This window comes from Pseudomonas sp. 24 E 13, assembly GCF_900004715.1.
Taxonomy (GTDB): Bacteria; Pseudomonadota; Gammaproteobacteria; order Pseudomonadales; family Pseudomonadaceae; genus Aquipseudomonas; species Aquipseudomonas orientalis_A.
Map to the genome: position 1 here is coordinate 58,115 of NZ_CVTO01000117.1, position 24,070 is coordinate 82,184.

Here is a 24,070-nt window from a genome sequence, read left to right on the forward strand (position 1 = left end):
ACCATGACTGCGACTATCAAGCTCGGCGAGTTGGCCGAGTTCCTGGGGGCCACCTTGTGTGGCTCCCCGGAGAAAGAAATCACTGGGCTAGCCACCTTGCAGGAGGCTGGCCCAGCTCAGTTGAGCTTCCTGGCGAAGCCCCAATACCGTAAGTATCTGGTCGACTGCCAAGCCGGCGCCGTGTTGCTTACGGCCGTCGATGCCGAAGGGTTTACTGGGGACGCGCTGGTGGTGGCTGACCCTTACCTGGCTTTTGCCCGGGCGTCGCACCTGTTCGCTCCAAAATCCAAGGCCAGCGCTGGTATTCATCCGTCTGCGGTGATCGCCGATGATGCCCAGGTTGATCCCTCGGCCAGCATTGGTGCCTTTGCGGTGATCGAGAACGGCGCACGTATTGGCGCGGGTGTAACGGTCGGCGCTCATTGCTTTATCGGCGCGCGTTGTGAAATCGGTGTCGATGGCTGGCTTGCTCCTCGCGTGACCCTTTACCACGACGTGCGTATCGGTGAGCGGGTGGTTCTGCAGTCGGGCGCTGTGATCGGTGGTGAAGGTTTTGGTTTTGCCAATTCCAAAGGTATTTGGCACAAGGTTGCCCACGTCGGCGGCGTATTGATCGGCGATGACGTGGAAATCGGCGTGAATACTGCCGTTGATCGTGGAGCCTTGGCCGATACGGTCATAGGCAACGGCGTGAAGCTCGACAACCAGATCCATATCGCTCACAACGTGCAGATTGGCGACCACACCGCCATGGCGGCATGCGTGGGCATTTCCGGCAGTACCAAAATCGGCAAGCATTGCATGCTCGCCGGTGGCGTCGGGCTGGTGGGGCATATCGATATTTGCGACAACGTCTTCATCACCGGCATGACCATGGTCACCCACTCGATTACCGAGCCGGGTTCCTATTCTTCCGGTACCGCCATGCAGCCCTCGGCTGAATGGCGCAAGAGTGCAGCACGCTTGCGGCAGATCGACGACATGGCTCGACGTCTCAAACAGCTGGAAAAGCGTGTTGGGGACGTGACCCCTGGCGGTGATGCTTCATCAGAAGGCTGATACCATTTCCATATCAAGTGTGCACAGCCGATAGACTGCCTCCTTGATTTGCTAGCGGGGCGTGCTTTTAGTCCGCCCGCCCCCAATCTTTATTACAGGCTTCCCCCCGAAATGATGGACATCAACGAGATTCGCGAATACCTGCCTCACCGTTATCCGTTCCTGCTGGTGGATCGTGTAGTGGACCTCAATGTTGAGGAAAAGCGCATTCGTGCCTACAAGAATGTCAGCATCAACGAACCGTTTTTCAATGGTCACTTTCCTGCGCATCCCATCATGCCGGGCGTGTTGATCATCGAAGCAATGGCCCAGGCTGCCGGTATCCTTGGTTTCAAAATGCTTGACCTCAAGCCTGCCGACGGCACGCTTTACTATTTCGTGGGTTCCGACAAGTTGCGTTTCCGCAATCCGGTCACTCCGGGTGACCAGTTGATCCTGGAAGCCAAGTTCATCAGCTGCAAGCGCCAGATCTGGAAGTTCGAATGCCAGGCTTCGGTGGATGGCAAGCCGGTGTGCTCTGCCGAGATCATCTGTGCGGAACGCAAACTATGAGTTTGATTGACCCTCGCGCAATCATCGATCCGTCGGCCGTACTGGCCGCCGACGTTGAGGTCGGCCCCTGGTCGATCGTCGGCGCAGGTGTGGAAATCGGCGAGGGGACTGTCATCGGGCCACACGTGATCCTCAAGGGTCCGACCCGCATGGGCAAACACAATCGTATCTACCAGTTTTCCTCGGTAGGCGAAGACACCCCGGACATGAAGTACAAGGGTGAAGAAACACGGCTGGTCATCGGTGACCACAACATCATCCGTGAAGGCGTGACCATTCACCGTGGCACTGTGCAGGACCGCGCCGAGACCACGCTGGGTGATCACAACCTGGTAATGGCCTATGCGCATATCGGCCACGACAGCGTGATTGGCAACCACTGCATCCTGGTCAATAACACCGCGTTGGCCGGGCATGTGCATGTGGATGACTGGGCAATCCTGTCCGGTTTCACTCTGGTGCATCAATACTGCCATATCGGCGCCCACAGCTTTTCCGGCATGGGCACCGCCATCGGCAAGGATGTCCCTGCATTCGTCACGGTGTTCGGCAACCCTGCCGAAGCGCGCAGCATGAATTTTGAAGGCATGCGCCGTCGCGGTTTCAGCGACGACGCAATCCAGGCCCTGCGCCGTGCCTACAAGACGGTATACCGTCAAGGGCTGACGGTTGAGCAGGCCCTGATCGAACTGACCGAGCCGGCAGCGTCGTTCCCGGAAGTCGCGGTGTTTCGTGACTCGATCCAGGCGTCGACTCGCGGCATTACCCGCTGATCATGGCCAAGTTGCGTATCGCCTTGGTCGCCGGGGAAGCTTCCGGCGATATTCTCGGCGCCGGCCTGATGCGGGCGCTGAAAGCCCGGCACCCGGCCATCGAGTTTATCGGCGTCGGCGGCCCCTTGATGCAGGCTGAAGGCCTTACCTCCTACTTTCCGATGGAGCGCCTGTCGGTCATGGGGTTGGTCGAAGTGCTGGGGCGCCTGCGTGAATTGCTCGCGCGGCGCAAGCTGCTGATCCAGACGCTGATCGACGAAAGGCCCGACGTCTTTATCGGTATCGATGCCCCGGACTTCACCCTCAACATCGAACTCAAGCTGCGCCAGGCCGGGATCAAGACCGTGCACTATGTCAGCCCGTCCGTATGGGCGTGGCGGCAAAAGCGTGTGCTCAAGATTCGCGAAGGCTGCGACTTGATGCTGACCTTGCTGCCGTTCGAGGCCAGATTCTACGAAGAGAAGGGCGTGCCGGTGCGGTTCGTCGGCCATACCCTGGCCGATGCCATTCCTTTGCAGGCTGACCGTGACGCGGCGCGTACCGAACTGGGGCTGGTTGCCGGCCCGCTGGTCGCACTGATGCCGGGTAGCCGAGGGGGCGAGGTCGGACGACTGGGCAGCCTGTTTTTTGATGCCGCCGAACGTCTGCAGGCACTCAAGCCAGGCGTTCGTTTTGTGCTGCCGTGCGCCAGCCCGCAGCGCCGCGCGCAAATTGAAACACTGCTGCAAGGGCGCAACCTGCCGCTGACCCTGCTCGACGGTCAGTCCCATCTGGCCCTGGCCGCTTGCGACGCCGTATTGATCGCGTCGGGTACCGCGACCCTGGAAGCCCTGCTGTACAAGCGTCCGATGGTAGTGGCCTATCGCCTGGCGCCGCTGACTTTCTGGATTCTCAAGCGGATGGTCAAGAGCCCGTATATTTCATTGCCCAATCTGCTGGCCCAACGGTTGCTGGTGCCGGAGTTGTTGCAGGACGATGCTACGCCCGAAGCGCTGGCGCAAACTCTACTACCCTTGATTGACGACGGCGCCGAGCAGACCCGTGGTTTCGACGCTATTCACCGCACCTTGCGCCGTGATGCCTCGAACCAGGCGGCGGATGCTGTGCTGGAGCTGATCGGCCACAAACAGGAAGCCTTATGAGCACGCAGATGGGCCTGGATTTCAGCCTGGTTGCACAAGCCCACGAATTGGTGGCGGGTGTCGACGAAGTCGGACGCGGCCCGTTGTGCGGTGCGGTCGTAACGGCGGCGGTGATCCTCGACCCGAACCGTCCGATCCTGGGCCTGAATGACTCGAAAAAACTCACTGAAGCCCGTCGTGAAAAACTCTATGACGAGATCTGTGAAAAGGCTTTGAGCTGGCATATCGCCCGGGCGGAAGTCGAAGAAATCGACGAGTTGAACATCCTGCACGCCACCATGCTTGCCATGCAGCGCGCGGTTGAAGGGCTGCATATCACGCCCAGGCTGGCGATGATTGACGGTAACCGTTGCCCCAAACTGGCGATGCGCGCCGAGGCCGTGGTCCAGGGCGACAGCAAGGTGCCGGCGATTGCGGCGGCGTCGATTCTGGCCAAGGTCAGCCGCGACCGCGAAATGGCGGCTTTCGATCTGGTTTACCCGGGCTACGGCATGGGCGGCCATAAAGGCTACCCAACGCCCGTTCATCTGGAAGCCCTGGCGCGACTCGGTCCTACGCCGATCCACCGCCGCTCGTTCGCCCCGGTGCGCCAGGCTTATGAGCTGCGCGAGAGCCTCAGCGAGGTGTAGTCGCGAGGCTGATGTTTTGCTCCAGGCCCGGTACAATCCCGGGCCTTGTCGTTTCCAAGTTATTGCACAGGATCACTATGCCGGCTTCATTCGTTCATCTACGCCTGCACACTGAATACTCCCTGGTCGACGGCCTGGTACGGATCAAGCCGCTGGTCAAGACCCTGGTGGGCATGAACATGCCGGCGGTGGCGGTTACCGACCAGAACAACATGTGCTCCCTGGTCAAGTTCTACAAAAACGCCATGGGCGCAGGTATCAAGCCGATCTGCGGCGCCGACCTGTGGTTGTCCAACAAGGACCCGGATAACCCGCTGAGCCGCATCAGCCTGCTGGCGATGAACGGCGTGGGTTATCGCAACCTGACCGAGCTGATTTCCCGTGGCTTTATCGATGGTCAGCGCAATGGCTCGATCATCATCGAGCGCGAGTGGGTGGCCGAAGCCAGCGAAGGCGTGATCATGCTCTCGGCCGCCAAGGAGGGCGAGATCGGTATCGCGCTGCTGGGTGGCAGTCCGCAGGAAGCCGAAGTGCTGGCCCGCGAATGGATGCAAGTCTTCCCTGACCGCTTCTACCTCGAAGTGCAGCGCACCAATCGTCCCAACGATGAAGAGCATCTGCACGCCGCCGTGGCCCTGGCCGACAAGCTGGGTGCGCCGCTGGTGGCGACCAACGATGTGCGCTTTATCAAGAAGGAAGATTTCGAAGCCCACGAAACGCGCGTGTGCATCGGCGAAGGCCGCGCCCTGGATGACCCGCGCCGCTCGAAGAACTACAGCGAAGAGCAGTACCTCAAAAGCGCCGAGGAAATGGCCGAACTGTTCAGCGACTTGCCCGAGGCCCTGGAAAACTCGGTCGAAATCGCCAAGCGCTGCAACATCGAAGTGAAGCTGGGCAAGCACTTTCTGCCCAACTTCCCGATTCCCGATGGCATGACCATTGATGAGTACTTCCGCAAGGTGTCGTTCGACGGCCTAGAGGATCGCCTGCGCGTCCTGTTGCCCAAAGACACTACTGAAGACTATGAGGCCAAACGCCAGGTCTACGTCGACCGGCTGAATTTCGAGCTGGATATCATTATCCAGATGGGGTTCCCCGGCTACTTCCTGATCGTGATGGACTTTATCCAGTGGGCCAAGAACAACGGCGTACCGGTAGGTCCGGGCCGGGGGTCAGGTGCGGGCTCGTTGGTGGCCTACGTGCAGAAAATCACCGACCTTGACCCGTTGGAATATGACCTGCTGTTCGAACGCTTCCTGAACCCGGAGCGGGTATCCATGCCCGACTTCGACGTCGACTTCTGCATGGACGGTCGCGATCGGGTGATCGAATACGTGGCCGAGAAGTACGGCCGCAATGCGGTGAGCCAGATCATCACCTTCGGTTCCATGGCCGCCAAGGCGGTAATCCGCGACGTGGCCCGGGTGCAGGGCAAGTCCTACGGCCTGGCCGACCGCCTGTCGAAGATGATCCCGTTCGAAGTCGGCATGACCCTGGAAAAAGCCTACGAGCAGGAAGAAATCCTGCGCGACTTCATCAAGGTCGATGAAGAAGCCGCCGAAATCTGGGACATGGCGCGCAAGCTCGAAGGCGTGGTGCGTAACGTCGGTAAGCACGCCGGCGGCGTGGTGATCGCGCCGACCAAGCTGACTGACTTCTCGCCGATCTACTGCGACGAAGAAGGTGACGGCCTGGTTACCCAGTTCGACAAGGATGACGTGGAGGCGGCCGGCCTGGTGAAGTTCGACTTCCTCGGCCTGCGCACCCTGACGATCATCGACTGGGCGCTCAAGACCATCAACCGCGACCGCGCCAAGGTGGGCGAGGAGCCGCTGGATATCGCGTTCATCCCGCTGGATGACAAACCGACCTACAGCCTGCTGCAAAAAGCCGAAACCACGGCAGTGTTCCAGCTTGAATCCCGGGGCATGAAGGAGCTGATCAAAAAGCTCAAGCCCGACTGCCTGGAAGACTTGATCGCACTGGTGGCCCTGTTCCGTCCTGGGCCGTTGCAGTCCGGCATGGTGGATGACTTCATCAACCGTAAGCACGGCCGCGCCGAACTGGCGTACCCGCATTCGGACTATCAGTACGAAGGCCTCAAGCCGGTACTGGCGCCGACCTACGGCATCATCCTGTATCAGGAACAGGTGATGCAGATTGCCCAGGTCATGGCGGGCTACACCCTCGGCGGTGCGGACATGTTGCGTCGCGCCATGGGTAAAAAGAAACCCGAGGAAATGGCCAAGCAGCGCGGCGGTTTCATTGAGGGCTGCGCCACCAACAATATTGACGCTGACCTCGCGGGTAACATCTTCGACCTGGTGGAGAAGTTCGCCGGTTACGGCTTCAACAAATCCCACTCCGCCGCCTATGGCCTGGTGTCGTACCAGACCGCCTGGCTGAAAGCCCACTATCCGGCGCCGTTCATGGCGGCGGTACTCTCGGCGGATATGCACAACACCGATAAGGTCGTGACCTTGATCGAGGAAGTGCGCACCATGAAGCTGCGCCTCGACGCGCCGGACGTGAACGCCTCGGAGTTCAAGTTCACGGTGAACGACGAAGGCCGCATCATTTATGGCCTCGGCGCGATCAAGGGAGTCGGTGAAGGCCCGGTGGAAGCCATCACCGAAGCGCGCCAGGACGGGCCCTTCAAGGACCTGTTCGACTTCTGCGCGCGGGTCGACCTCAAGCGTATCAACAAGCGTACCCTCGACGGCCTGATCCGCAGCGGCGCGCTGGACCGTCTTGGCCCGTACTTCCATGACGAGCCGAAGGCCTACCAGGCCAATATCGACCGCAATCGCGCGGTGTTGCTCACCGCCATGGAAGAAGCGATCAAGGCTGCCGAACAGACCGCCCGTACCCATGACAGCGGCCACGCCGACCTGTTTGGCGGGTTGTTCGTCGAAGAAGACGCGGATGTGTATGCCAACCACCGCAAGGCCAAGGATCTGACCCTCAAGGAACGTCTCAAGGGCGAAAAAGACACCTTGGGGCTGTACCTCACCGGTCACCCGATTGACGAGTACGAAGGCGAGATTCGCCGTTTTGCTCGCCAGCGCATCATCGACCTGAAACCGGCGCGCGATACCCAGACCGTCGCCGGCATGATCATCGCCCTGCGTGTGATGAAAAATAAGAAAGGCGACAAGATGGGCTTCATCACCCTCGATGACCGCTCGGGCCGGATCGAAGCCTCGCTGTTTGCCGACGCGTTCCACTCCGCCCAGTCGCTGCTGCAGACCGACGCCATGGTGGTGGTGGAAGGGGAGGTCAGCAACGACGACTTCTCCGGTGGCCTGCGCCTGCGCATCAAGCGGGTGATGAGCATGGAAGATGCACGCACAAACCTGGCCGAAAGCCTGCGCCTGAAGGTCAAGACCGAGGCACTCAAGGGCGATCAGCTACGCTGGTTGGGTGACCTGCTCAAGCGTCACCGTGGCGCATGCCCGGTGACCATGGAGTACACCGGCAATGACGCCAAGGCCATGCTGCAGTTTGGCGAGACCTGGCGAATTGATCCGGCTGACGGCTTGATTCAAGCTTTGCGTGACCAGTTCGGGCGAGACAACGTCTTCCTCCAATACCGTTGACGGTCAGCACCCCTGACCTCGGCTGAACATTTAATCTCGACCTAACCGCGCCTCTCCCTTAAGGTAGGGCGCGAATAGACAACCGGCTGGCCAGGCACCCCTTGGCCGTCGACCCAAGACGGACGCTTATGAACCCGAATTTTCTTGATTTCGAACAGCCGATCGCTGACCTGCAAGCCAAGATCGAAGAGCTGCGCCTGGTCGGCAACGATAATTCGCTGAATATCGGCGATGAGATCGCCCGCCTGCAAGACAAGAGCAGCACGCTCACCGAAGACATCTTCGGCAAGCTGACCAGTTGGCAGATCGCGCGCCTGGCCCGCCACCCGCGCCGTCCGTACACCCTGGACTACATTCAGCATATCTTCACCGAATTCGACGAGCTGCATGGCGACCGCCACTTCTCGGACGACGCGGCCATCGTGGGCGGTATCGCTCGCCTGGACGACCAGCCGGTGATGGTGATCGGTCATCAGAAAGGCCGTGAAGTGCGCGAAAAAGTGCGTCGCAACTTCGGCATGCCGCGTCCGGAAGGCTACCGCAAGGCGTGCCGCCTGATGGAAATGGCCGAGCGCTTCAAGATGCCGATCCTGACGTTCATCGACACGCCGGGTGCCTACCCTGGGATCGACGCCGAAGAGCGCAACCAGAGCGAGGCGATTGCCTGGAACCTGCGCGTCATGGCGCGCCTGAAAACCCCGATCATCGCGACTGTGATCGGTGAAGGCGGTTCCGGCGGTGCACTGGCCATTGGCGTCTGCGACCAGTTGAACATGCTGCAATATTCGACCTACGCGGTGATTTCGCCGGAAGGTTGCGCCTCGATCCTGTGGAAAACCGCCGAAAAGGCGCCGGACGCTGCTGAAGCGATGGGCATCACTGCTGACCGCCTCAAAGGCCTGGGGATCGTGGACAAAGTGATCGCCGAGCCACTGGGCGGCGCACACCGTGACCCGGCTGCCGCTGCGGCAACCATCCGCGCCGAGCTGGGCGCGCAACTGGCAATGCTCAAGAAGTTCGATAACGAAGCGCTGCTGGCCCGTCGTTATGAGCGCCTGATGAGCTACGGCCTCTAAGCCGACGCCGTCACTTAATGTGGGAGGAGGCTTGCTCCCGATTGCTGAGTGTCAGTCACTGCATCTGTTGACTGGCCCACTGCTATCGGGGGCAAGCCCCCTCCCACATTTGCTTTGTGTATGCTTGACGGACGTATTTCAGATTTGCGGCGGTAACCTGTGATGAAATCAATCCTGCCGGCCCGACTTCTGAAAACCCTGGCCCCCTGGCGCAATGCCCCGGCCTGGCACATCGCGTTCTCTGGTGGGCTCGATTCCACCGTGCTGCTGCATCTTCTGGCCACCCTGGCAAAGTCCGAAACATTACCGCCCCTCTGCGCCGTGCATGTTCATCATGGCCTGCAAGCGGCCGCCGATGCGTGGCCCGCTCATTGCCAGTCGGTCTGCGACAGCCTGGGCGTGCGCTTGCGCATCCTGCGCGTGCAAGTACCACCCGGTGCCAGCCTTGAGCGCGCGGCTCGTGACGCACGTTATCTGGCCTTCGCCGGGGTGATCGGGGCAGGGGAGGTGTTGCTCACCGGCCAGCATCGCGACGATCAGGCCGAAACCCTGTTGTTCCGCCTGCTGCGCGGTGCGGGTGTGCGCGGGCTTGCCGCAATGCCTGCGCATCGTACGTTGGCGGCGGGGCATCTGGTGCGGCCGCTGCTGGAGGTGGCCCGTGGCGAGCTGCAAGCTTACGCCCACCAACATCACTTGAAGTGGATCGAAGACCCTTCGAACGCTGATCCACGCTTCTCCCGTAATTATCTGCGCCATCAAGTATTTCCATTGCTTACGCAGCGCTGGCCCCAGGCAGCCTCAAGTCTGGCCCGTACTGCCGAACACCTCAACGAAGCCCAGGGGCTGCTCGATGAGCTGGCGCACATGGACCTGAACGCCGCCGATCAGCCTTCAGCGTTTCCCTGGTTGCTTTTGCCATCCTTGGCCCTGGCGCCCTTGCGCGAGCTTTCCGACGCCCGCCAGCGCAACGCCCTGCGTCACTGGCTGAACCCACTGACCCGCCTGCCCGACAGCGATCACTGGGCCGGCTGGTGTTCCCTGCGCGATGCCAAGGGCGATGCACAGCCCGTATGGCGCCTGGCCGACGGCGAGTTACACCGTTGCGGCGAGCGCATCTGGTGGTTGCCTTCTATTTGGTCCGAATTCTCCGACGCATCGGTAAGCTGGCCCGATCCGCGAAACCCACTGGAGTTACCTGGCAATGGTCAGCTTCGATTTGTCGGCGAGGCACCTTCAGGTTCTTTGGTGATCCGTTATCGGCAGGGCGGCGAAGTCATCGACGTGCCGGGGCGAGGTCGTCGCGACCTCAAGCGCCTGCTCAACGAAAGTGGCGTGCCCGGCTTTGTCCGTGGCAGATTGCCGCTGGTCTACCGGGGTGAGCAATTGCTGGCTGTCCCAACCATCGCGGGGCCATGGGCCGGGTCGGCAGATCACGGGCAATTAGATTGGTTGCCGCAGACCTGCGATCAAGGTTTGAGCTGATAGCGCCTTTCCGGTAGACTACGCTCCCTTCTTGATACAACTTCTGTGGATTCGCCTGAATCGCAGCAGTTGCCGATTACCAAGCAGTCTTTGCTGGGCGATTCCAAAAAATGTGTAGCGATCAACGTACCGGTGTTCCATTGCTGGTCTGTCACAACGCGGCGGTTTTTTTGAAAGGTGCACTGTGATTAATGCAGGTGATCGGGGGCTTCGGCCTCTCTTCGCTTTCCCCGGCGGCTCGGACCGCTTTAACGCAGACTTCTAGGGTTTTTCATGACGCGCTACATATTCGTCACGGGCGGTGTTGTTTCTTCATTGGGGAAAGGCATTGCCTCCGCTTCATTGGCGGCCATCCTGGAGGCGCGGGGGCTTAAAGTCACCATGCTCAAGCTGGACCCGTACATCAACGTCGACCCGGGCACCATGAGCCCGTTCCAGCACGGTGAAGTGTTCGTCACGCATGACGGCGCCGAGACCGACCTGGACCTGGGCCACTACGAGCGGTTCATCCGCACGACCATGACCCAGAACAACAACTTCACCACCGGCCGCGTCTACGAGCACGTGCTGCGCAAGGAGCGCCGTGGTGACTACCTGGGTGCAACCATCCAGGTGATCCCGCACATCACCGACGAAATCAAGCGCCGCATCATCAAGGGTGCGGGCGATGCCGACGTGGCGATGGTCGAGATTGGTGGCACCGTGGGTGACATCGAATCCCAACCGTTCCTCGAAGCCATCCGCCAGTTGCGTTTCGAAGTCGGCGCCAAGCGCGCAATGCTGATGCACCTGACCTTGGTGCCCTACATCGCGACCGCCGGCGAAACCAAAACCAAGCCTACCCAGCACTCGGTCAAGGAACTGCGTTCCATCGGCCTGCAGCCGGACGTGCTGGTATGCCGCTCCGATCACCCGATCGACATTTCCTCGCGTCGCAAGATCGCGCAATTCACCAACGTTGAAGAACGTGCGGTGATTGCCCTGGAAGACGCCGACACCATCTACAAGATCCCGGGCATCCTGCATTCGCAAGGCCTGGACGATTTTGTGGTCGAGCGTTTCGGCCTGCAATGCAATGGCGCGGACCTGTCCGAGTGGGAAGCGGTGGTCGATGCCAAGCTCAACCCTGAGCACGAAGTCACCATCGCCATGGTCGGCAAGTACATGGAGCTGCTGGATGCGTACAAGTCGCTGATCGAAGCGATGAGTCACGCCGGCATCAGCAACCGTACCAAGGTCAACCTGCGCTACATCGATTCCGAAGACATCGAGAACCAGGGCACCGCGCTGCTTGAAGGCGTGGACGCGATCCTGGTTCCCGGCGGTTTCGGCCTGCGTGGCGTGGAAGGCAAGATCACTGCCGTGCAATACGCTCGCGAGAACAAGGTGCCTTACCTGGGTATCTGCCTGGGCATGCAAGTGGCCGTTATCGAGTTCGCCCGTAACGTGATGGGCTGGAAAGACGCCAACTCCACCGAGTTCGATCACACCAGCGGCCATCCGGTCGTGGGCCTGATCACCGAGTGGGAAGACGCCACCGGCGCCGTCGAAACCCGTACCGAAAGCTCCGACCTGGGCGGCACCATGCGCCTTGGCGCGCAGGATTGCCTGCTGGAGCCGGGCTCGCTGGTTCACGATTGCTACGGCAAGGACGTGATCGTCGAGCGTCACCGTCATCGCTACGAAGTGAACAACAACCTGCTGCCGCAAATCAAAGAGGCCGGCCTGAAAATCTCCGGTCGCTCCGGCGATGGCGCGTTGGTTGAAGTGGTCGAGGCGCCGGATCACCCGTGGTTCGTGGCCTGCCAGTTCCACCCTGAGTTCACCTCGACGCCGCGCGACGGTCATCCGTTGTTCAGCGGTTTCGTCAAAGCTGCACTGACGCAACATCAGAAGAAGGCATAACCCTGATGGCCCAGAAGATCATTCGCGTAGGCGACATCGAAATTGCCAACGACAAGCCCATGGTGCTGTTCGGCGGCATGAACGTGCTGGAAAGCCGCGACATGGCGATGCAGGTCTGTGAAGAGTACGTGCGGGTTACCCAGAAACTGGGTATCCCTTATGTGTTCAAGGCCAGCTTCGACAAGGCCAACCGTTCGTCAGTGACCTCCTATCGCGGCCCGGGTCTCGAAGAAGGCATGCGGATCTTCCAGGACATCAAGCAAGCCTTCGGCGTGCCGATCATCACCGACGTCCACGAGCCTGAGCAGGCTGCCGTGGTTGCCGAGGTGTGCGACATCATCCAGCTGCCGGCCTTCCTGTCGCGCCAGACCGACCTCGTTGTCGCGATGGCCAGGACCGGCGCTGTGATCAACATCAAGAAAGCCCAGTTCCTCGCACCTCAGGAAATGAAGCATATCCTGAGCAAATGCGTGGAAGCGGGTAACGACCAGTTGATCCTCTGCGAGCGTGGTTCGAGCTTCGGCTACAACAACCTCGTGGTGGACATGCTCGGTTTCGGCATCATGAAACAGTTCGAATACCCGGTGTTCTTCGACGTGACCCACGCGCTGCAAATGCCCGGTGGTCGCTCGGACTCCGCCGGTGGGCGTCGTGCCCAGGTCACCGACCTGGCCAAGGCGGGCATGAGCCAGTCCCTGGCCGGCCTGTTCCTGGAAGCCCACCCGGACCCGGACAACGCCAAGTGCGACGGCCCTTGTGCCCTGCGCCTGGACAAGCTGGAGCCGTTCCTGGCCCAGCTCAAGCAGTTGGACGAGCTGGTCAAGAGTTTTCCGACGGTAGAGACCGCGTAAGCGGCGTTTCTCCGGTAGAATTTCCCACGCTTTATGCTCAGGCCCCAGGCCTGGGCCTTGTCGTCTGCAAGCCTGCCCTGTTGTTCCACCCTTGCGGTCGGTCAAAAGATTTCCTTCAGCTGCGTCGTTTTCGTCAACTTTGGAGTGTTTACAACAATGGCAAAAATCGTCGACATCAAAGGTCGTGAAGTTCTCGACTCCCGTGGCAACCCCACCGTCGAAGCCGATGTGCTTCTCGATAACGGCATCATCGGCAGCGCCTGCGCGCCGTCCGGTGCTTCCACAGGTTCCCGTGAAGCGCTGGAACTGCGTGATGGCGACAAGAGCCGTTACCTGGGCAAGGGTGTACTCAAGGCAGTAGCCAACATCAACGGCCCGATCCGTGATCTGTTGCTGGGCAAGGACCCGCTGGACCAGAAAGCCCTGGACCACGCGATGATCAAGCTCGACGGCACCGAAAACAAAGGCAGCCTCGGCGCCAATGCGATCCTCGCCGTCTCCCTGGCCGCTGCCAAGGCGGCTGCCCAGGATCAGGACCTGCCGTTGTACGCGCACATCGCCAACCTGAACGGCACTCCGGGCGTGTACTCGATGCCGGTGCCGATGATGAACATCATCAACGGTGGCGAGCACGCTGATAACAACGTCGATATCCAGGAATTCATGGTGCAGCCAGTGGGCGCCAAGACCTTCTCCGAAGGCCTGCGCATGGGCACCGAGATTTTCCATCACCTCAAGGCTGTGCTGAAGGCCCGTGGCCTGAGCACTGCGGTGGGTGATGAAGGTGGTTTCGCGCCCAACCTGGCGTCCAACGAAGATGCACTGAAAGTGATCTCCGAAGCCGTGGCCAACGCCGGCTACAAGCTGGGCACCGACGTGACCCTGGCCCTGGACTGCGCCGCCAGCGAATTCTATGAAGACGGTAAATACAACCTGTCCGGCGAAGGCCAGGTGTTCAACTCCGAAGGTTTCGCCGACTACCTCAAGGGCCTGACCGAGCGCTACCCGATCATCTCGATCGAAGACGGCCTGGACGAGTCCGACTGGGACGGCTGGAAAATCCTCACCGACAAGATCGGCGAGAAAATCCAGTTGGTAGGCGACGACCTGTTCGTGACCAACACCAAGATCCTGAAAGAGGGCATCGACAAGAAGATCGCCAACTCGATCCTGATCAAGTTCAACCAGATCGGCACCCTGACCGAAACCCTGGAAGCCATCCAGATGGCCAAGGCTGCGGGTTACACTGCCGTGATCTCCCACCGCTCCGGCGAAACCGAAGATTCCACCATTGCCGACCTGGCCGTGGGGACCTCGGCGGGCCAGATCAAGACCGGTTCCCTGTGCCGTTCGGACCGTGTGTCCAAGTACAACCAATTGCTGCGCATCGAAGAGCAATTGGCGGGTAAAGCCAAGTACAACGGTCGCGGCGAGTTTCGCGGCTGAGCAGTAAATGGTAAAAAGTCGGCGGATTGCGTCGGAAATCTCACGACAGTGGGCATTTCGGCGCTAATCTGCTGACTGACAAGCACAAGCCTGGTTTTTCCAGGCTTCGTGCTATCAGTTGCTGCAAAAGGTTTGCATGACGGTCTTTTTTCACTGGATACCCGGATTTCGATGCGCAGTCCCAATTGGTTGTTCCTCGTCTTGCTCTTGTTGCTGGCTGGCCTGCAGTACCGCCTATGGGTCGGTAATGGCAGCTTTGCGCAGGTGGAAGAGCTGACCCAGCAAATTGCCGACCAGCACGCCGAAAACGAACGCCTGCTGGAGCGCAACCGCGTCCTCGATGCTGAAGTGCTGGAGCTGAAAAAAGGTACGGAGACCGTTGAAGAGCGGGCTCGCCATGAGTTGGGCATGGTCAAGGAGGGCGAGACCCTCTACCAGTTGGCCCAATGAACGCTGATTTACCGGCCTTCTGGGCCGTGATTCCTGCCGCGGGCGTCGGTGCCCGTATGGCCGCGGACCGTCCCAAGCAATACCTGCAACTGGGCGGGCGCACTATTCTCGAACACAGCCTCGGCTGTTTTCTCGACCATCCATCGCTCAAGGGCCTGGTGGTCAGTCTGGCTGTCGATGATCCCTATTGGCCCACCCTGTCGTGCGCCACCGACCCGCGTATCCAGCGTGCGGACGGTGGCTCGGAACGCTCGGGCTCGGTGCTCAACGCGCTGCTGCATCTCAACGCCCTGGGCGCCAGTGATGACGACTGGGTGTTGGTGCACGATGCCGCGCGGCCCAATCTGAACCGTGACGACCTCGACAAGCTGTTGGCTGAACTGGCGGACGACCCGGTGGGCGGTCTGCTGGCGGTGCCCGCTCGCGACACCTTAAAGCGTGTCGACAAGCAGGGCCGCGTGGTGGAAACCGTCGACCGTCGCCTGATCTGGCAGGCGTACACGCCGCAGATGTTCCGCCTGGGTGCCTTGCACCGCGCCCTGGCCGACAGCCTGGTTGCCGATGCCATGATCACCGACGAAGCCTCGGCCATGGAATGGTCCGGCCAGGCGCCGCGGCTGGTCGAAGGGCGTGCGGACAACATCAAGGTCACCCGCCCCGAAGACCTCGAATGGCTGCGTCAGCGCCGGGGTTATCAAGGGTCCTGACCCTTAGCGGTAGACTTGCCGCATCCCGGGCTGGGTTCTCAGCTCGCTGACCAATGCCTCAATGCTGTCGAATGGCTTCTGGTCGATAGACCAGCCGGACGCCTCGATGAAGTACCGGCCCTTCTGGCTATTGATCCTGACATTGCGCAGTTCCCCACGTCGGGACCGATAGTCAATGTGGCTGGCCTCGCGGAGCGTGAATTGGCCCGGTTGCGTCAGCAATGTCTCGGCCGACGACATCACTCGACTGTGCGAAGGGCCGGGCTGTGGTTCCACTGAAGACTGCAAGACGGCAGGATCAACGCGCAACACCAGATTGGCTTTGACTGTGCCTTCCCCTTTATTGAGGCCCAGGCTGGCAGTGCGCCCCGGGTCGACTTCGATGCCTAAAGGTTGGGCGCCCACTCTATCTTCTATCCGCAGGCCGATGCTGCCGGTGAGTTCTGCCAGCCCAGGGATACCCTTGAAGGTATTGGTATGGGTATCGCCCACCAGTGCGATCCATTTTCCGGGTCTGCGCTTGAAGGTCTGGACCCACTGGATCACCTCGGTGGCGTAATAGTTCATCATCCGCTGGCGCAGGGTGCCCCTGCTGTCGCGCATATCGCGAAGTATGTAGCTCACGATGCAGTCGATCGGCTGAACCTTGATCCCGGCGTCTCGGGCTGTGCTCACGACGTGTCTGAATGAGTAATAACGGTTTTGGGGCAATGGGTAGATCCCGTTCAGAAAATTTGTCAGCTCCTCGGCCATCGGTGCGTTCTTGGACCGGTAAAACGCCCTCAGCATCGGAATATGCACATCCGTCAGCAGATGTTCGAAGTAGAGGCGTTTGACGCCCTGGCTGGCGAGTAGCTGCATGTTGTCGATCAGAAAGGCTTTGCTCGATTCGGCGCTGTGGCTTTCGCCGATCACGAGGCCATCACTGGCGCGCAGCAATTTCTCGATAATGCTTTGCTGCGGCTCGTTCAAGCTCAAGCGCGGGAGTACCGGCTGCAGGGGTGAATAGGGCAGGCGGTTAAAGAAGATCGCCGAATCGCGGTTTAATTGGCTTCTTTTCTCGAAAAACAGTTTCCGGGTGCTGTTGATCGATTGTGCAGCCGTGCCGACGGGTTCGAAGTCTTCCGAAAACAAGCTGGTGTCAGTGAGCATTTCCACGAGCGTCTCGCGAACGTGCGCAGGCATCTCGTAGAGGCTGAAGAAGCTTGCGTTCTCGGCGCCGCCGAACAGTGTGTAAACCCGTTGCCAGGCATTGCGAAATGCCCCGCCTCCGGCCAGCCCGGCACGTCGCCATTGCAGGTCGGCGCTTTGAATCGCGTAGAGACCGGTGGATTGGATCTTTTCCGGGGCTTCTGGATTGTTTACGAATAACTCGAAAAGGCCCCCGGCATTCGGTTTTTTGTAGGTCAGGAAGGTCTCGCCCTGAATCCTGACGCTCTGCAAGCCACTGGGGGCGGTCGTAGCGATCAGGGGGCGAGTCTCGGTTTCGGCCGACGCGGGGGCTTCAGTCATGACCCGGACACTGATCTGGCCTTCCTCTGCCCGCGTGGCCTGGCCAAGCCCAGGTCGCAACGTCTCAAAATTGCTCACCCCTTTACCGATGCCGTGGATAACCACCGGGAGCGCGTTCAAGGCGCCGAACACAATGCGCTCGACGGCGTGGGGTTTGTTCTTGATCACGTCATCGGCGCCGATGGCCATTGCAGTCAAGCCCGATGTCACGAAGCAAAACTCCGCCAGCAACGCCGCGCCCATGGTCAGCGCCACGGGGATCGCCAGCATGCAGGCCTTTTCCAGAACGTCGAGGGTATCGGCCTTGAACGTGTCCAGAGGCGAGACAATGGTTTTTGCCGCCAGCTTGGCAATGCGAGTGCGGATCTGGCGTGCGATGAACGCAAATGGGTCACTTCTGAGCGCCGGATACAGCGGGTTATTGATGTATTGCTCCGGGTCCCAATAGCCGTTGTGCAACAAACTGTTGAAAAAACCGGGAGGGCTGGAGGATTTCGGGTACATCGCCATGCCGATCAATGCTTCCTCGACACCCCTGTAGAGCAGGCCGGAGTCAACCGAGTCGGGTTCAAAGTGGTTGGTCAGGGCTTTGCGCAGGGTCGGATCCCCGGCCAGTTTCACCAGCGCACTGCGCATGTCTTTCGGGGTATTGAAACCATGGATGGGCGAGGAGTTTCCCGGGATGTACGCCAGCGTGATCTGGCTCTGGTTGTCGGTAATCGTGAGGATGTCGGTGGCTTCGAATTGATGGATGCGCAGCACCCGTACGGTCAGGTTTGCATCCGGTGAGTAGGGCGCCTGGAAGTCTTCGAGGGTCAGGTTGCCGGCGTCCTTGTCGACGCCGATACCTGCCGCTCGGGCGGCCAGCTGCCGTTCTGCCAGGGTGAGGGTGAATTCTGCGTACTGATGGAGGTAGGCCTTGGTGAATGCGATACGCATCAGGGTGGTGTAGTTGTCCCGATGCTCGTCCCAGAACAGTGTGACGGCCTTGTCGTAGGTGTGTTCGAAGTGGCTTGAATCGATGACCCTCCTGAGAACGGCAGGCGCAATCGCCAATTGGGTAGTCGGATCGTAGACCTGAGGGTCGCTTTGCCGGTAGAGCGCTTCATAACGCCTGGGCGGTATCCAGCCGGACGTAATGAACTCTTCGTTGAACATTTGCGGTATGCGGTTATCCATCAGGCGCGGCAGTTCGGTCACGATCGTGAAGTAAGGCGCGGTGGTGGAAAAACCCGTGGTGTTGATCATGCCGCCTGGGGCATGGGGGGCATTGCAGATCATGGCCTCGGTCAGGCTCATGGATTGGACGATCTGTGCGTTATACGCCGCGTTGGGGTGGTCGGTGTTGTATTCAAGCGTGGTCAGGAATGTGGTGTCCGGATCCAGTGTTTCCTGGCTGAACGGTTGCAGATGCTCACACAGCAATTGAGCGGCAATGGCGCTGGGCACTGGAAAGTCCGCCAGGACCTTGCGGACAAAGTGATTGATATGCTGGAGCTGTTGGGCGTTGGACGTCATCGGCTTGCCTGGTTTGTGCAGTCAAAGCGGCTATTGACCGCTAACCAGGCAATACACGGGCGGTAATTGTTTATGCTCGATAAACCGGATGGTCACCCAAGCCTTCCTTGAGAAAATCCACCAGCTTCCTGACTTTCGGCGACAAATGCCGTTGCTGCGGGTACAGCGCCCACACCGCGGTATTTGGCGGTTGGTGGGCCTCGAGCAACGACACCAGCGTCCCGTGTTGCAAATGCTCCAGTACGTAATAGTCCGGCAACTGGCATAACCCCACACCTTGCAGCGCTGCATCCAGCACCGCCTGTCCACTGTTGCAGCGCCAGTTGCCCTGCACCCGCTGGGAAAATTCGCGTCCGTCCTGGGCCAGTTGCCAGATATCCGAACTGCCGATCAGGCAGTTGTGCCGACTCAGTTCCGACAAGCTATGTGGCCGACCATACCGTTCGAGGTAGGAAGGTGACGCGCACAGGTACATGCGCCGAGGGGCCAGGCGACTGGCGACCATGCGCGAGTCTTGCAGGCGCCCGAGGCGAATCGCCAGGTCGAGGCCTTCGTGCACCAGGTCCAGCGGGCGGTTGCTCAGCTCGATATCGACCCGCAACTGCGGATAGAGCGCCATGAACCTTGTGACGAGGGGCACGATAAAACGTTCGCCATAGGCCACCGCGCAGGTCATGCGCAACATGCCCTTGGGTTCGCTGGTCAGGTCGCCCACTGCACGCAGGGCTTCTTCGCGACCGTCCTGCAAACGTTGACAGTGGTGCAGGAAGGTCTGGCCCGCTTCGGTCAGCGTCACCTTGCGCGTACTGCGATACAGCAGTCGCGTTTGCAGGCGTTCTTCCAGGCGCGCCACCTGGCGGCTGATATGGGACGACGACACCCCCAGGCGCTCGGCCGCTGCCGTGAATTGGCTGCATTCGGCCACGGCGACGAACTCATCGATGCCTTCCCAGCGGTTTTCCAACACGTTGATTGTCCCCATATGGCAATAATGTTTTGCTTTTGCCTGGATTATTAATCAATAAGCCATGGTTTACACTCATTCCATCAATGTTCAACTCCATGGAGAAACCCGGATGATCAAGTCCCGCGCCGCCGTAGCCTTCGAAGCCAATAAACCTCTCGAGATCGTGGAAGTCGATGTCGCCATGCCCAAGGCGGGTGAAGTGCTGTTGCGCGTGGTCGCCTCCGGCGTGTGTCACACCGACGCCTACACGCTGTCGGGCGCGGACCCGGAAGGCATCTTCCCGTCGATTCTGGGTCATGAAGGCGGTGCAGTGGTCGAGGCCATTGGTGAAGGCGTGACCTCGGTTGCCGTTGGCGACCATGTGATCCCGCTGTACACCCCGGAATGCGGCAAGTGCAAATTCTGTCTGTCAGGCAAGACCAACCTCTGCCAGGCCATCCGTGCCACTCAGGGCAAAGGCTTGATGCCTGACGGCACCACGCGTTTCTCCTACAAAGGCGAGCCGATTTTCCACTACATGGGCACCTCGACGTTTTCCGAGTACACCGTGCTGCCGGAAATTTCGGTGGCCAAGATTTCTAAAGAAGCGCCGCTGGAAAAAGTCTGCCTGCTCGGTTGCGGCGTCACCACCGGTATCGGTGCGGTGCTCAACACCGCCAAGGTCAAGCCGGGCGACACCGTGGCCATCTTCGGTCTGGGCGGTATCGGTCTGTCGGCGGTGATTGGCGCGGTGAAAGCCAAGGCGGGTCGCATCATTGCCATCGACATCAACCCGGCCAAATTCGAAATCGCCAAGCAACTGGGTGCTACCGACTGCATCAACCCGAAAGACTACGACCGCCCGATCCAGGACGTGATTGTCGATTTGACCGATGGCGGCGTGGACTTTTCCTTCGAATGCATCGGCAATGTTCAACTGATGCGTGCGGCCCTGGAGTGCTGCCACAAAGGCTGGGGTGAGTCAGTGATCATCGGCGTGGCCGGCGCCGGCCAGGAAATTTCCACCCGTCCTTTCCAACTGGTGACCGGTCGCGTCTGGCGCGGGTCGGCATTCGGCGGCGTACGCGGACGCAGCGAATTGCCAAGCTACGTGGACATGGCCCAGACCGGCGAGATTCCGCTGGACACCTTCATCACCCACACCATGGGCCTGGAAGACATCAACAAAGCGTTTGACCTGATGCATGAAGGCAAGAGCATTCGTACCGTCATCCATTTCTGAGGTCGGCCATGAGTCTGGAAAACCTGTCCTGCCAGAAAAGCTTCGGCGGCTGGCACAAACGCTATAAGCATCACTCCGATGTGCTCGATTGCGACATGACCTTCGCGGTCTACCTGCCGCCGCAAGCGGAGCAGGGCGGCAAGCTGCCGGTGCTGTATTGGCTGTCCGGCCTGACCTGCACCGACGAGAACTTCATGCAGAAGGCCGGCGCCCAGCGCATGGCCGCCGAGCTGGGCTTGATCATCGTGGCACCGGATACCAGCCCGCGCGGCCCCGGTGTTGCCGATGACCCGGACAATGCCTGGGACTTCGGCCTCGGCGCGGGTTTTTACCTCAATGCCACCCAGCAACCCTGGGCCAGGCATTATCGGATGCATGACTACGTGGTGCAGGAATTGCCGGCGCTGGTGGAAGCGCACTTCCCGGCTTCGGACAAGCGCGGCATCAGCGGTCACTCGATGGGCGGCCACGGTGCGTTGGTCTGTGCGCTGCGCAACCCCGGGCGTTACCAGTCAGTGTCGGCGTTTTCGCCGATCAGCAATCCGATGGATTGTCCCTGGGGCCAGAAAGCCTTTTCCCATTACCTGGGAGAGGAGCGCTCGAAGTGGCGTGAATGGGATGCCTGCGTACTGATCAGCGAAGCCTCGGAACAGTTGCCGCTGCTGGTGGACCAGGGCGATCGCGACGATTTCCTCGCCGTGCAGCTCAAGCCCGAGGCCCTGCAGCAAGCGGCCAAGGCCGCCGGCCATCCGCTGGAACTGCGCCTGCAACCTGGCTATGACCACAGCTACTTCTTTATCGCCAGCTTCATCGATGACCATTTGCGCCATCATGGTCGTGCTTTGCTCGGTTAATGTGAGGCAAAAGTAGGTAGAATCACGCCCTGAATTAAATCGGGGCGTTTTTTTATGCGTATTGGCCACGGCTACGATGTGCACCGTTTCGCTGAAGGCGATTTCATCACTTTGGGCGGCGTGCGTATCGCGCATCATCATGGGCTGCTGGCTCATTCCGACGGCGACGTTGTCCTGCACGCCTTGAGCGATGCATTGCTCGGCGCAGCGGCGTTGGGTGATATCGGCAAGCATTTTCCGGACACCGATCCAACCTTCAAGGGTGCGGACAGTCGTGTCCTGCTGCGCCATGTCGTGGGTTTGATCCATGCCAGGGGCTGGAAAGTCGGTAACGTTGATAACACCATCGTGGCCCAGGCGCCAAAAATGGCCCCGCACATCGAATCCATGCGTGCCCTGATTGCCGCAGACCTGCAAATAGAATTGGACCAAGTCAACGTGAAAGCCACCACCACCGAAAAGCTCGGGTTCACCGGTCGTGAAGAGGGCATCGCCGTGCACTCCGTCGCCTTGTTGCTGCGCGCATGAACGAATTTGAATTACTCGGCCCGCGAGCCTATGGCGAGGCCTTGGGCAGCGCGGTGCTGAAGGCCACTGCCGAAGATTTCCAGGTAGACGAAGTGCTCGACATCCCGCTGACCGGCGAGGGCGAACACTTGTGGTTGTGGGTGGAGAAGCGCGGCCTGAATACCGAGGAAGCGGCGCGGCGTATCGCCAAGGCGGCGGGCGTGCCGTTGCGCACCGTCAGCTATGCCGGGCTCAAGGATCGCCAGGCGTTGACCCGCCAGTGGTTCAGCGTGCAACTGCCCGGCAAGGCCGACCCGGACATGAGTGCCGCCGAGAACGACACCCTCAGGATCCTGAAAACCGCCCGGCACAAACGCAAGCTGCAGCGCGGCGCCCATGCAGCCAACGGCTTCACCTTGCGCCTGACCCAGTTGGCCGGTGATACCGCCGCCCTCGATGCGCGCCTGCAATTGATTGCCCGGCACGGCATTCCCAACTATTTCGGCGCCCAGCGCTTTGGCCACAACGGCGGCAATGTCGTCGATGCCCGTGACTGGGCTGCGCGCAAGGCCTTGCCGGAACAGCGCAATGTGCGTTCGCGGCTGCTGTCCACCGCCCGAAGCTTTCTGTTCAACAAAGTGTTGGCGGCACGCGTCGCTGACGGCTCGTGGCAACGCGCCCAGGTCGGCGACCTGCTCGCCTTCACCGACAGCCGCAGCTTTTTCCCGGCCGGGGAGGCTGAATGCAGCGATCCGCGCCTGGCGATCCTGGACCTGCACCCCACCGGCCCGCAGTGGGGCGAGGGTGAGTCGCCGGCGAAGGGTCCTACGTACGAACTGGAACAATCTGTCGCCGCCGCAGAAGCTGACCTGCGTGATTGGCTAGTGAATGCGGGCATGAGCCAAGAACGTCGCATTCTGCGACTGCCCATTGGCGGGTTGACGTGGCATTATCCCGGGCCTGACATTCTGCAATTGGAATTCGTCCTGCCGGCCGGATGCTTTGCCACTGTATTGGTGCGCGAGCTTGTTGATCTGGTGCCGGTGGGGCCGACGGACAACCCATGCGTATTCTGATATCAAACGATGACGGTGCCACCGCACCCGGTCTCGCCGCGCTTCATGCTGCGCTGGCGGATTACGCCGAGTGCGTGGTGGTTGCCCCCGACCAGGACAAGAGCGGCGCCAGCAGTTCGCTGACGCTCGACCGTCCGTTGCACCCCAAGGTCCTGGCCAATGGCTTTATCAGCGTGAACGGCACGCCCACCGACTGTGTGCACCTGGCGATCAACAGCCTGCTGGAGCACGCGCCGGACCTGGTGGTGTCGGGCATCAACCTGGGTGCGAACCTGGGCGACGATGTGCTGTATTCCGGCACCGTGGCGGCAGCCCTCGAAGGGCGCTTTCTGGGTGGGATCGGGTTCGCGTTTTCCTTCGCCTCCCGGCAACTGGATAACTTGGCCACGGCGGCGTATTACGCGCGCAAGCTGGTGGAGGCGCACGGTTCCCTGGACCTGCCGCCGCGCACCGTGCTCAACGTCAATATTCCCAACCTGCCTCTGGACCATATTCGCGGCATCCAGCTGACGCGGCTGGGGCACCGTGCCCGTGCGGCGGCCCCCTTGAAGGTGGTCGACCCGCGTGGCAGGGAAGGCTATTGGATCGCGGCGGCCGGCGACGCCGAGGATGGTGGTGAGGGCACGGACTTTCATGCGGTGATGCAAGGTTATGTATCGATTACCCCGTTGCAATTCGATCGCACCTTCAGTGATGCCTTCAGTGGTCTGGATGGCTGGCTGGAGGGACTGCGCTGATGGCTC

At 60.4% G+C, this 24,070-nt stretch carries 20 protein-coding genes; 18 read left to right on the forward strand and 2 right to left on the reverse strand.

Annotated features, from left to right (window positions below; translation table 11 throughout):
* Positions 1-3 precede the first annotated feature (3 nt).
* The 13 genes from lpxD to ispD all read left to right on the forward strand — a co-directional run bounded on the left by lpxD (position 4) and on the right by ispD (position 15,671).
* Positions 4-1,059, forward strand: coding sequence for a UDP-3-O-(3-hydroxymyristoyl)glucosamine N-acyltransferase (lpxD, locus tag BFP90_RS13470; protein WP_065896975.1), 1,056 nt, complete (start codon positions 4-6; stop codon positions 1,057-1,059).
* A gap of 111 nt (positions 1,060-1,170) precedes the next feature.
* Complete coding sequence (fabZ, locus tag BFP90_RS13475) at positions 1,171-1,611, forward strand: 3-hydroxyacyl-ACP dehydratase FabZ (RefSeq protein ID WP_003172281.1); 441 nt, start codon at positions 1,171-1,173, stop codon at positions 1,609-1,611.
* Complete coding sequence (gene lpxA, locus BFP90_RS13480) at positions 1,608-2,384, forward strand: acyl-ACP--UDP-N-acetylglucosamine O-acyltransferase (protein WP_065896977.1); 777 nt, start codon at positions 1,608-1,610, stop codon at positions 2,382-2,384. The genes fabZ and lpxA overlap by 4 nt, the downstream gene beginning before the upstream one ends.
* Before the next feature lie 2 nt (positions 2,385-2,386).
* Positions 2,387-3,526, forward strand: coding sequence for a lipid-A-disaccharide synthase (gene lpxB, locus BFP90_RS13485; RefSeq protein WP_065896978.1), 1,140 nt, complete (start codon positions 2,387-2,389; stop codon positions 3,524-3,526).
* Positions 3,523-4,155, forward strand: a complete 633-nt coding sequence (rnhB, locus tag BFP90_RS13490; protein WP_065896980.1) for a ribonuclease HII — start codon at positions 3,523-3,525, stop codon at positions 4,153-4,155. The genes lpxB and rnhB overlap by 4 nt, the downstream gene beginning before the upstream one ends.
* A 77-nt stretch (positions 4,156-4,232) precedes the next feature.
* Entirely contained in the window at positions 4,233-7,754 is a 3,522-nt protein-coding gene (gene dnaE / locus BFP90_RS13495) for a DNA polymerase III subunit alpha (protein WP_065896982.1), read from the forward strand.
* Between the two features lie 128 nt (positions 7,755-7,882).
* Complete coding sequence (locus BFP90_RS13500) at positions 7,883-8,830, forward strand: acetyl-CoA carboxylase carboxyltransferase subunit alpha (protein ID WP_065886098.1); 948 nt, start codon at positions 7,883-7,885, stop codon at positions 8,828-8,830.
* A 162-nt stretch (positions 8,831-8,992) separates the two neighbouring features.
* A complete protein-coding gene (tilS, locus tag BFP90_RS13505; protein WP_065896983.1) occupies positions 8,993-10,312 on the forward strand; it encodes a tRNA lysidine(34) synthetase TilS in 1,320 nt (439 codons plus the stop codon).
* A 273-nt stretch (positions 10,313-10,585) separates the two neighbouring features.
* The gene (locus BFP90_RS13510; RefSeq protein WP_065886100.1) at positions 10,586-12,217 is read left to right on the forward strand and encodes a CTP synthase; all 1,632 of its coding nucleotides are present in this window, start codon (positions 10,586-10,588) and stop codon (positions 12,215-12,217) included.
* A 5-nt stretch (positions 12,218-12,222) separates the two neighbouring features.
* The gene (kdsA, locus tag BFP90_RS13515) at positions 12,223-13,068 is read left to right on the forward strand and encodes a 3-deoxy-8-phosphooctulonate synthase (RefSeq protein WP_065886101.1); all 846 of its coding nucleotides are present in this window, start codon (positions 12,223-12,225) and stop codon (positions 13,066-13,068) included.
* Between the two features lie 156 nt (positions 13,069-13,224).
* Positions 13,225-14,514: a phosphopyruvate hydratase gene (eno, locus tag BFP90_RS13520; RefSeq protein ID WP_065880069.1), complete on the forward strand. Its 1,290-nt coding sequence runs from the start codon at positions 13,225-13,227 to the stop codon at positions 14,512-14,514.
* Positions 14,515-14,685: 171 nt separating this feature from the next.
* A complete protein-coding gene (gene ftsB, locus BFP90_RS13525) occupies positions 14,686-14,964 on the forward strand; it encodes a cell division protein FtsB (RefSeq protein ID WP_057723188.1) in 279 nt (92 codons plus the stop codon).
* On the forward strand, positions 14,961-15,671 hold the full coding sequence (ispD, locus tag BFP90_RS13530) for a 2-C-methyl-D-erythritol 4-phosphate cytidylyltransferase (protein ID WP_065893379.1): 711 nt from the start codon (positions 14,961-14,963) through the stop codon (positions 15,669-15,671). The genes ftsB and ispD overlap by 4 nt, the downstream gene beginning before the upstream one ends.
* Positions 15,672-15,674: 3 nt before the next feature.
* On the opposite strand, the gene BFP90_RS13535 is transcribed toward ispD, so the two are convergent.
* Both BFP90_RS13535 and BFP90_RS13540 read right to left on the reverse strand, forming a co-directional pair.
* Positions 15,675-18,701, reverse strand: coding sequence for a dermonecrotic toxin domain-containing protein (locus BFP90_RS13535; RefSeq protein WP_065896985.1), 3,027 nt, complete (start codon positions 18,699-18,701; stop codon positions 15,675-15,677).
* A gap of 70 nt (positions 18,702-18,771) precedes the next feature.
* The gene (locus BFP90_RS13540; RefSeq protein WP_165386127.1) at positions 18,772-19,683 is read right to left on the reverse strand and encodes a LysR substrate-binding domain-containing protein; all 912 of its coding nucleotides are present in this window, start codon (positions 19,681-19,683) and stop codon (positions 18,772-18,774) included.
* 94 nt (positions 19,684-19,777) lie between these two features.
* Here BFP90_RS13540 and BFP90_RS13545 point away from each other — a divergent pair, with 94 nt between their 5' ends.
* The 5 genes from BFP90_RS13545 to surE are packed head-to-tail and all read left to right on the forward strand — an operon-like array spanning position 19,778 to position 24,064.
* Positions 19,778-20,890: an S-(hydroxymethyl)glutathione dehydrogenase/class III alcohol dehydrogenase gene (locus BFP90_RS13545; RefSeq protein WP_065896986.1), complete on the forward strand. Its 1,113-nt coding sequence runs from the start codon at positions 19,778-19,780 to the stop codon at positions 20,888-20,890.
* Between the two features lie 8 nt (positions 20,891-20,898).
* The gene (fghA, locus tag BFP90_RS13550; protein ID WP_065893382.1) at positions 20,899-21,744 is read left to right on the forward strand and encodes an S-formylglutathione hydrolase; all 846 of its coding nucleotides are present in this window, start codon (positions 20,899-20,901) and stop codon (positions 21,742-21,744) included.
* Between the two features lie 54 nt (positions 21,745-21,798).
* Positions 21,799-22,272 carry a 2-C-methyl-D-erythritol 2,4-cyclodiphosphate synthase gene (gene ispF / locus BFP90_RS13555; protein WP_057723182.1) on the forward strand — a complete coding sequence of 158 codons (474 nt, stop codon included), beginning with the start codon at positions 21,799-21,801 and terminating at the stop codon, positions 22,270-22,272.
* Complete coding sequence (gene truD, locus BFP90_RS13560) at positions 22,269-23,327, forward strand: tRNA pseudouridine(13) synthase TruD (RefSeq protein ID WP_065886107.1); 1,059 nt, start codon at positions 22,269-22,271, stop codon at positions 23,325-23,327. The genes ispF and truD overlap by 4 nt, the downstream gene beginning before the upstream one ends.
* Positions 23,315-24,064 carry a 5'/3'-nucleotidase SurE gene (gene surE, locus BFP90_RS13565; RefSeq protein WP_065886108.1) on the forward strand — a complete coding sequence of 250 codons (750 nt, stop codon included), beginning with the start codon at positions 23,315-23,317 and terminating at the stop codon, positions 24,062-24,064. The genes truD and surE overlap by 13 nt, the downstream gene beginning before the upstream one ends.
* Positions 24,065-24,070 lie beyond the last annotated feature (6 nt).